Origin of the sequence: Halomonas sp. (assembly GCF_031581305.1) — a bacterium.
Lineage (GTDB): Bacteria > Pseudomonadota > Gammaproteobacteria > Pseudomonadales > Halomonadaceae > Halomonas.
On sequence record NZ_JAVLBC010000147.1, the window covers coordinates 1 to 7,978 of the forward strand.

A 7,978-nucleotide genomic window follows, 5' to 3' on the forward strand; every position below is an offset into this window, starting at 1 on the left:
AGTTGAGGCGCACCACGTCGACGCCGGCTTCGAGCATCGCCTCCAGGACGCCCTCCCGGTCGCTGGCCGGGCCCAGGGTGGCGACGATCTTGGTGCGACGGATGGGGGCGTGGAGGAGAGCAGGGTGTGGACGGGTCATGGGATCCTCGGTAGTACCAGGATGGCACGGAAATCGTTGACGTTGGTGCGCGTCGGCCCGGTGATGATCAAGTCATCCAGGGCCTGGAAGAAAGTATACGCGTCATTGCGTGACAGGTAATCGACGGGGTCGAGGCCCCGGGCCAGGGCATGCGCCCAGTCCTCGGGCGAGAACAGTGCCCCGGCATTGGCCTCGGACCCGTCGATGCCATCGGTGTCGATGGCCAGGGCATGGATGCCCTCGGCACCGCTCAGGGTCTCGAACAGCCCCAGCAGGTACTCGACATTGCGCCCGCCCCGACCGTCGCCCTGCACGGTGACGCTGGTCTCGCCGCCGGACAGGATCACCAACGGATGCTCCAGTCCTTCCTGGGCGGCCAGCGCCAGGCGCCCCTGAGCGCGCCCGAGTTCGCGGGCCTCGCCTTCCAGGTCGTCGCCGAGCAGGCGCACCTGGAGGCCTGCAGCCTCGGCGGCGAGGCGGGCCGCCTCCAGGGCATCCCGGGCCCGGGCGAGGATCTCCCTCTGGTCGCGGGCGAAGGCCGGCTCCCCGGGATGCGGGGCCGGGGTATCGGCCGTCAGGTGACGGCGCACGCCGGCGGGCACCGCGATGCCGTGACGCTCGAGGATCGCCAGGGCGTCGGCAGGCGTCGTGGTGTCCGGCAGGGTCGGCCCCGAGGCCACCAGCGAGGCCTCATCGCCGGGCACGTCCGAGATCAGCCAGCTCAGCACACGGGCCGGGTGTGCCGCCACGGCCAAGCGGCCGCCCTTGATGGCGGAGAGATGGCGGCGCACGGCGTTGATCTCGCGGATCGGCGCCCCGCAGCGCAGCAGTGCCTTGTTGACCGCCTGCTTCTCGGCCGGGGTGATGCCCGGCGCCGGCAGGCTCATCAGCGCCGAGCCACCGCCGGAGATCAGGGCGATGACCCGGTCATCCTTACCGAGCTCTCCCACTGCCTCGATCATGCGCCGGGCGGCCCGCTCGCTCAGGTCATCGGGCATGGGATGGGAGGCCTCGAGGACCTCGATCTGGCGACACTCGGCGCCCTGCCCTTGTGGACCATGCCCGTAGCGGGTCACCACCAGGCCTTCGAGCGGCGCCTCGGGATGGCGCTCCTGCCAGGCGCGTTCCAGGGCCGCCGCCATGGCGGCGGCGGCCTTGCCGGCCCCCACCACGAAGGTGCGACCGCGCGGTGGCTCGGGCAGCACGTCAGGCAGCAGGGCATCGGGATGGACGGCAGCCACCGCCTGCTCGGCCAGCTGTCGGAGCCAGGCCCGCGGCGTCTCGATCGGGTCGCGGGCGACCAGCGACGTCAGGGTATTCATGGGGACTCCTTCACGAAAAAGGCCCGGTGACGAGCGGGGTGATCCAGGGGGAGCCCGCCACCGAGCAAGGATCGCCGTCGGCGATCCGGCAGGCGACGACCCGACACCTGCCGTCAGGGAGCAGTCATCTCCCTGTCACCCGTCGGCTCAGGACAGCAGCCGACGGATAAAGCTCACGACTGGCCCACCTCGTGGTCGGCCAGCGCCTCCAGGGCCCGCAGGATGCCGGCATGATCCCAGTCGGCGCCGCCGTGGGCGGCACAGGCCTGGAACAGCTGCTGGGCGTTGGCGGTTCCGGGCAGCGCCAGGTTGAGGCTGCGTGCTCCGTCCAGGGCCAGGTTGAGGTCCTTCTGGTGCAGGCGGACCTTGAAGCCCGGCTCGAAGGCACGGTTGATCATCCGCTCGCCGTGAACGTCGAGGATCTTCGACTGAGCCAGACCGCCGAGCAGTGACTCGCGTACCTTGGCCACGTCGGCCCCGGCCTTGGAGGCAAACAGCAGGCCCTCGGCCACCGCCTCGATGGTCAGCGCCACCACGATCTGGTTGGCCACCTTGCAAGTCTGGCCGGCGCCGTGTCCCCCGATGTGGGTGATGGTCTTGCCCATCACCTCGAGGATCGGCCGCGCGCGCTCGAAGCCCTCCTCGGTGGCACCGACCATGATCGTCAGCGCGGCGTTGATGGCGCCACCCTCGCCGCCGGAGACCGGGGCATCGACGTATTCGCCGCCGGCCTCGTGGATGCAGCGAGCGAAGTTCTGGGTGGCCAGGGGGGCGATGGAGCTCATGTCGATCACCAGGGTGCCGGGCTTCAGGCCCTCGATGACGCCGCCCTCGCCGAACAGCACCTCCTCGACATCGGGGGTATCCGGCACCATGGTGATGATCACCTCAGCCTCGGCAGCCACCGCCGCGGGGGTCTGCACCTCGCGCATGCCCTTGTCGGCGAGGGTGGCATCGAGGGTGCCGCGCTTGACCGTCACCAGTTCATGACCGGCGTCCAGCAGATGGCCCGCCATGGGACGGCCCATGATGCCGAGGCCAATAAATCCAATCTTGCTCATGATCTCTCTCCTGTTGTCATTGGGGTGTCGATACGGTGTTTACCGGATGGCATCCAGCCAGCCCAGTCCCTCACGGGTGGTAGTGGCCGGCTTGTACTCGGCGCCGACCCACCCCGTGTAGCCCAGGCGATCAAGGTGCGCGAACAGGAAGGGGTAGTGGATCTCGCCGGTGCCCGGCTCGTGACGGCCCGGGTTGTCGGCGACCTGGACATGGGCGATGCGATCGAGGTGTCTCTCGATGGTCGGTGCCAGGTCCCCCTCCATGATCTGCATGTGATAGATGTCGTACTGCAGCTTGAGGTTGCCGCTTCCCACCTCGTCGAAGATCGCCAGCGCCTGCTCGGTGTGGTTGAGGAAGAAGCCCGGGATGTCACGGGTGTTGATCGGCTCGGCGAGCAACAGGATGCCGGCGGCCTCGAGCTTCTCGGCGGCGAAGTGCAGGTTCCCGACCAGGGTCTGGCGGGCCTCGTCATCGCTCACGCCGGAGGGCTTGATGCCGGCCAGGCAGTTGACCTGGGTGTTGCCCAGCACGCGGGCGTACTCGATCGCCTGGTCGACGCCGCTGCGAAACTCCTCGATGCGGTCCGGGTGGCAGGCGATGCCGCGCTCGCCGGCCCCCCAGTCGCCGGCCGGCAGGTTGAACAGCACCTGGGTCAGGCCATGGTCATCGAGGCGCTGCTTGATCGCGGCGGCCTCGAACTCGTAGGGGAAGAGATACTCCACGCCCCGGAAGCCGGCATCGGCGGCGGCCGCGAAGCGGTCGAGGAAATCCTCCTCGGTGAACAGCATGCTGAGATTGGCGGCAAATTTGGGCATATCGAACTCCTTGCGTCTTGCCTTCTGGATTGTGATTCGACGAACCGCGGTCAGACGGTGGCGGTGATCGCACTGGGGGCATCGCTGACGCCCTCGGCCAGCTCCTCGAATTCGTTGATGGCGTCGATCTCGGTACCCATGGCGATGTTGGTCACCCGCTCGAGGATCACCTCGACCACCACCGGCACCCGGTGCTCGGCCATCAACTCCCGGGCCTGGGCGAAGGCCGGGCCGATCTTCTCGGGCCGGGTCACGCGCAGGGCCTTGCAGCCCAGCCCCTCGGCCACGGCGAGGTGGTCGACGCCGTATTCGCCCAGTTCGGCGGCATTGACGTTCTCGAAGGAGAGCTGCACGCAGTAGTCCATGTCGAAGCCGCGTTGGGCCTGGCGGATCAGCCCCAGATAGGCATTGTTCACCAACACGTGGATGAAGGGCAGCTTGAACTGGGCGCCGACGGCCAGCTCCTCGACCATGAACTGGAAGTCATAGTCGCCGGAGAGCGCGACGATCTCCGCCTCCGGGTCGGCACGCCGCACGCCCAGCGCCGCGGGGATGGTCCAGCCCAGGGGACCGGCCTGGCCGCAGTTGATCCAGTGACGCGGCTTGTGAACGTGGAGGAACTGGGCGCCGGCGATCTGCGACAGCCCGATGGTACTGACGTAACGGGTGTTCGGGCCGAAGGCCTTGTTCATCTCCTCGTAGACCCGCTGGGGCTTGACCGGCACGTTGTCGAAGTGGGTCTTGCGCAGCAGGGTGCGCTTGCGCTCCTGGCACTCCGCCGCCCAGACCGTGCGGTCCCTCAGGCGGCCGTCGGCCTTCATCTCGCGGGCCACCTCGAGGAAGAGATCGAGCGCCGCCCCAGCGTCGGAGACGATGCCGTAGTCAGGTCCGAACACCCGGCCGATCTGGGTCGGCTCGATGTCCACATGGACGAAGGTGCGCCCGCGGGTATAGGTCTCCACCGAGCCGGTATGCCGGTTGGCCCAGCGGTTGCCGATGCCCATCACGAAGTCCGAGGCAAGCAGGGTCGCGTTGCCGTAGCGGTGGGAGGTCTGCAATCCCACCATGCCGGCCATCAGCTCGTGGTCATCGGGGATCGCCCCCCAGCCCATCAGGGTGGGGATGACCGGCACGCCGGTGAGTTCGGCGAACTCGACCAGCCGGTCCGAGGCATCGGCGTTGATGATGCCGCCGCCGGCCACGATCAGCGGCCGCTCGGCCGCCTGGAGCATGGCGATGGCCTTCTCGGCCTGGGCCCGGGTCGCCGCGGGCCTGTAGGCCGGCAGCGGTTCGTAGGTGTCCGGGTCGAACTCGATCTCGCTCATCTGCACGTCGATGGGCAGGTCAATCAGTACCGGTCCGGGGCGCGAAGAGCGCATCAGCTGGAAGGCGTGCTGGAAGGCGCGCGGCACCTGGGCCGGCTCGAGCACCGTGACTGCCCACTTGGTGACCGGCCCGGCGATGGCCTGGATGTCCACCGCCTGGAAGTCCTCCTTGTGCAGCCGGGCGCGGGGCGCCTGGCCGGTAATGCAGAGGATCGGGATGGAGTCGCCCGAGGCGGAATAGAGCCCGGTGATCATGTCGGTCCCGGCGGGGCCGGAGGTGCCGATGCACACCCCGATGTTGCCGGCTTTCGTGCGGGTATAGCCCTCGGCCATGTGTGAGGCGCCCTCGACGTGGCGGGCCAGGACATGGTCGATGCCACCGAGCTTGCGCATCGCGGCATAGAAGGGGTTGATGGCGGCACCGGGTACCCCGAAGGCGACATCGATACCTTCCTTGCGGAGCACGTGAATGGCGGCTTCAGCGGCAGTCATGCGCGTCATGACCTTTCCTCCTGTGAGGGGATTTTTGTTTTTGAAAAATATTTCTACATACAGAGATTAGGCACCCCGCCATGGCCCGTCAATATTTAATGGAAAATATTTTCATATATTGCATAGCAACAAAATACCCAAGCCCACTCAGTGGCTTGGGTGTCATTAACAGCAGCAGCACCGCCTCCTGGAGGGCGGCTCGGAGGGTCACGCGAACCGCCAGCGGATGCTCGTCGCAGTTGCTCCCTTCCCCTCCGCGGTCGACGACCAGGAACGCCCCTTCCCGCTCCAGCACCGACTGGATGGCGTACCAGGTGCCGGCAGGTTAGTTGCCCCCTGACGGCCGTCGGTGACGAAGGCGCGCACCTCGGCGGGATCGATCTGCTCTCCTGGCGGCGCCACCACGATCACGAAGCGCTAATCCTGCAGCGGCATGAAGGCATGGCTGCCCAGGGGTGACGCTCCAGGAAGTCCCGTTCACGCGGTATCTCAACCGGCTGGCTGACGTAGTCGCTGTCGTAGAGGAAGCCGCCCTCCTCGTAGTTGAGCACGAACGGCACGGCGATCCTCGCCCCGCCCGGCCAGTGGGCATGGCGCGGGTGCGGGGATGCGGCCGTAGCCGATCAGGTCATGGGGATAATCGGTCGAAGCCGTAGGCCCTGGTGAGCCAGGACTTGTGGTAAAACTTCCCCACACTGCATCACCAACAATTCAAATTACTGATCCGGCGCATCTCACCTGGCATCGCGCCGCTTGCAAAATATCTGACATTATTTACTATAAAGTCAGATATTATGCCGGAGCCGATGATGCTCGACGACCTTGTCCTTCCCGCCGACGGCGGCGCCCCGGCCCTGGCGGCAGTCCTGGCCCGCGCCATCCTCTCGGGGCAGCTGCCGGCCGGGAGCGACTTCCCGCGGGAGAAGGACCTCTGCGAACGCTTCGCCGTGAGCCGCAACCGGGTGCGTAACGCCCTGGCCAGCCTGGCCGCCACCGGGCTGGTCGAACGCACCGCGGGGCGCGGCAGCCGGGTACGCGAGGTCACCGACTGGCACCTGCTCGATCCCCTGATGAGCGACTGGCTGACCGGCTTGGCGCATCCGGACCCGCGCCTGGTCCGCGAGATCTATGCCTTCCGCCTCTCCGCGGAGCCACAGGTGGCCGAGCTGGCCGCCCTGGCGGCGGATGGCCGGGACCTGGTTCGCCTGGAGACCGCCTTCGCGGGTATGCGTGATACGGCAGGCACCGGCCAGCATCAGCAGCATGCCGAGCATGACGTCACCTTCCACGATGGCGTCTACCAGGCCACCCACAACCTGGTATGGCGCCAGATGGGTCACCTGCTGCGGCCCTCCATCATCGCGCTGATCCAGCACTCCCAGCACCATGCCGACTCCCTGGAAGACAGCCTCGAGCGCCACCGCCGGGTGATGGAGGCAATCCGACTGCGCCAGCCGGAGACCGCTCGCCGGGCGGCTCGGGCGGTGCTTGAACGCACGGCGACGGACCTGGGACTGCTGCCCGGGTCCACTCGCCATACCGAAGGACACCCTGCATGAAGATCACCCGACTCAAGACCTGGCAGTTACCGCCGCGCTGGCTATTCCTCAAGATCGAAACCGACGAGGGCTGCTATGGTTGGGGGGAGCCGGTCATCGAGGGGCGTGCGGCCACTGTCGAGGCAGCCGTCCATGAGCTCGCCGACTACCTGGTCGGCCAGGACCCGCACCGCATCGAGCACCTGTGGAACACCCTCTATCGCGCCGGCTTCTACCGCGGCGGGCCCATCCTGATGAGCGCCATCGCCGGCATCGACCAGGCTCTGTGGGACCTCAAGGGCCGCGACCTCGGCGTACCGGTGCACCAGCTGCTTGGTGGCGCGGTACGCGACAGGATGCGCATGTACGCCTGGACCGGCGGCGACCGCCCCAGCGACGTGGGCGCCGGCGCCAGCACGCTGGTGGCGCAGGGCTTCACCGCCTTCAAGATGAATGGCACCCCGGAGCTCGCCATCGTCGACTCGCACCGCAAGGTCGACGAGGCGGTAGCCCGGGTGGCGGAGGCTCGCAACGCCGTGGGGCCTGACGTGGGCATCGGCATCGACTTCCACGGCCGGGTGCATCGGCCCATGGCCAAGGCCCTGCTGCGCGAGCTGGAGCCCTTCCACCCGATGTTCGTCGAGGAGCCGGTAGCCCCCGAGCACCTGCCCTGTCTCAAGCAGATCGCCGGCGGCCTGGGCTATCCGCTGGCCACCGGCGAGCGGCTGCACAGCCGCTTCGAGTTCCGCGACCTGCTCGCCGACGGCATGATTGACATCATCCAGCCCGACCTCTCCCACTGCGGCGGCATCAGCGAAGGGTTGAAGATCGCCGCCCTGGCCTCGGCCCATGACGTGGCATTGGCCCCGCACTGCCCGCTCGGCCCGCTCACGCTGGCCGCCTCCCTGCAGCTCGATGCGGTATGCCACAACGCCTTCATCCAGGAGCAGAGCATGGGCATCCACTACAACCGCGACAACGACGTGCTCGACTACCTGGTCGACAAGTCGGTGCTGGCCATCGAGGACGGCTTCTGCGCCATCCCCCAGGGGCCGGGGCTCGGGGTGGAGATCGACGAGGCCTTCGTCGAGGAGCGCGCGCAAGTCGGCCACCGCTGGCGCAACCCCGTGTGGACGCATGAAGACGGCTCCATTGCCGAGTGGTAGGAGAAACACCATGACAACCACACCCCGCGAGACGGTCAGTTGGGTCGGCGTAGACTGGGGCTCCAGCAACCTGCGTGCCTGGGCCCTTGACGCGCAGGGCGAGGTACTGGCCCGGTCCG

Annotated in this window: 7 protein-coding genes and 1 pseudogene; 2 read left to right on the forward strand and 6 right to left on the reverse strand. The window is 67.7% G+C overall.

Features of this window, described 5'->3' with window-relative positions:
- The 6 genes and pseudogenes from RI841_RS12080 to RI841_RS12105 form a co-directional block, all read right to left on the reverse strand.
- Window positions 1-139, reverse strand: a 139-nt coding sequence (locus RI841_RS12080; RefSeq protein WP_310705858.1) for a pyruvate kinase, incomplete at its 3' end; no start/stop codon positions are given.
- Complete coding sequence (locus tag RI841_RS12085; RefSeq protein ID WP_310705852.1) at window positions 136-1,461, reverse strand: glycerate kinase; 1,326 nt, start codon at window positions 1,459-1,461, stop codon at window positions 136-138. The genes RI841_RS12080 and RI841_RS12085, both read right to left, overlap by 4 nt.
- Before the next feature lie 173 nt (window positions 1,462-1,634).
- Window positions 1,635-2,522 carry a 2-hydroxy-3-oxopropionate reductase gene (locus RI841_RS12090; RefSeq protein ID WP_310705853.1) on the reverse strand — a complete coding sequence of 296 codons (888 nt, stop codon included), beginning with the start codon at window positions 2,520-2,522 and terminating at the stop codon, window positions 1,635-1,637.
- A gap of 39 nt (window positions 2,523-2,561) precedes the next feature.
- A complete protein-coding gene (gene hyi / locus RI841_RS12095; protein WP_310705854.1) occupies window positions 2,562-3,338 on the reverse strand; it encodes a hydroxypyruvate isomerase in 777 nt (258 codons plus the stop codon).
- A 50-nt stretch (window positions 3,339-3,388) separates the two neighbouring features.
- Window positions 3,389-5,164: a glyoxylate carboligase gene (gene gcl / locus RI841_RS12100; RefSeq protein ID WP_310705855.1), complete on the reverse strand. Its 1,776-nt coding sequence runs from the start codon at window positions 5,162-5,164 to the stop codon at window positions 3,389-3,391.
- A 193-nt stretch (window positions 5,165-5,357) separates the two neighbouring features.
- Window positions 5,358-5,670: pseudogene (locus tag RI841_RS12105) on the reverse strand (ureidoglycolate lyase); the annotation flags it as partial.
- Window positions 5,671-5,964: 294 nt separating this feature from the next.
- Here RI841_RS12105 and RI841_RS12110 point away from each other — a divergent pair.
- Both RI841_RS12110 and dgoD read left to right on the forward strand, forming a co-directional pair.
- Window positions 5,965-6,714 (forward strand): FCD domain-containing protein, encoded by a 750-nt coding sequence (locus RI841_RS12110; protein WP_310705856.1) that lies wholly within the window; start codon window positions 5,965-5,967, stop codon window positions 6,712-6,714.
- Window positions 6,711-7,859, forward strand: a complete 1,149-nt coding sequence (dgoD, locus tag RI841_RS12115; RefSeq protein ID WP_310705857.1) for a galactonate dehydratase — start codon at window positions 6,711-6,713, stop codon at window positions 7,857-7,859. The genes RI841_RS12110 and dgoD overlap by 4 nt, the downstream gene beginning before the upstream one ends.
- The last annotated feature ends 119 nt before the right edge of the window (window positions 7,860-7,978 follow it).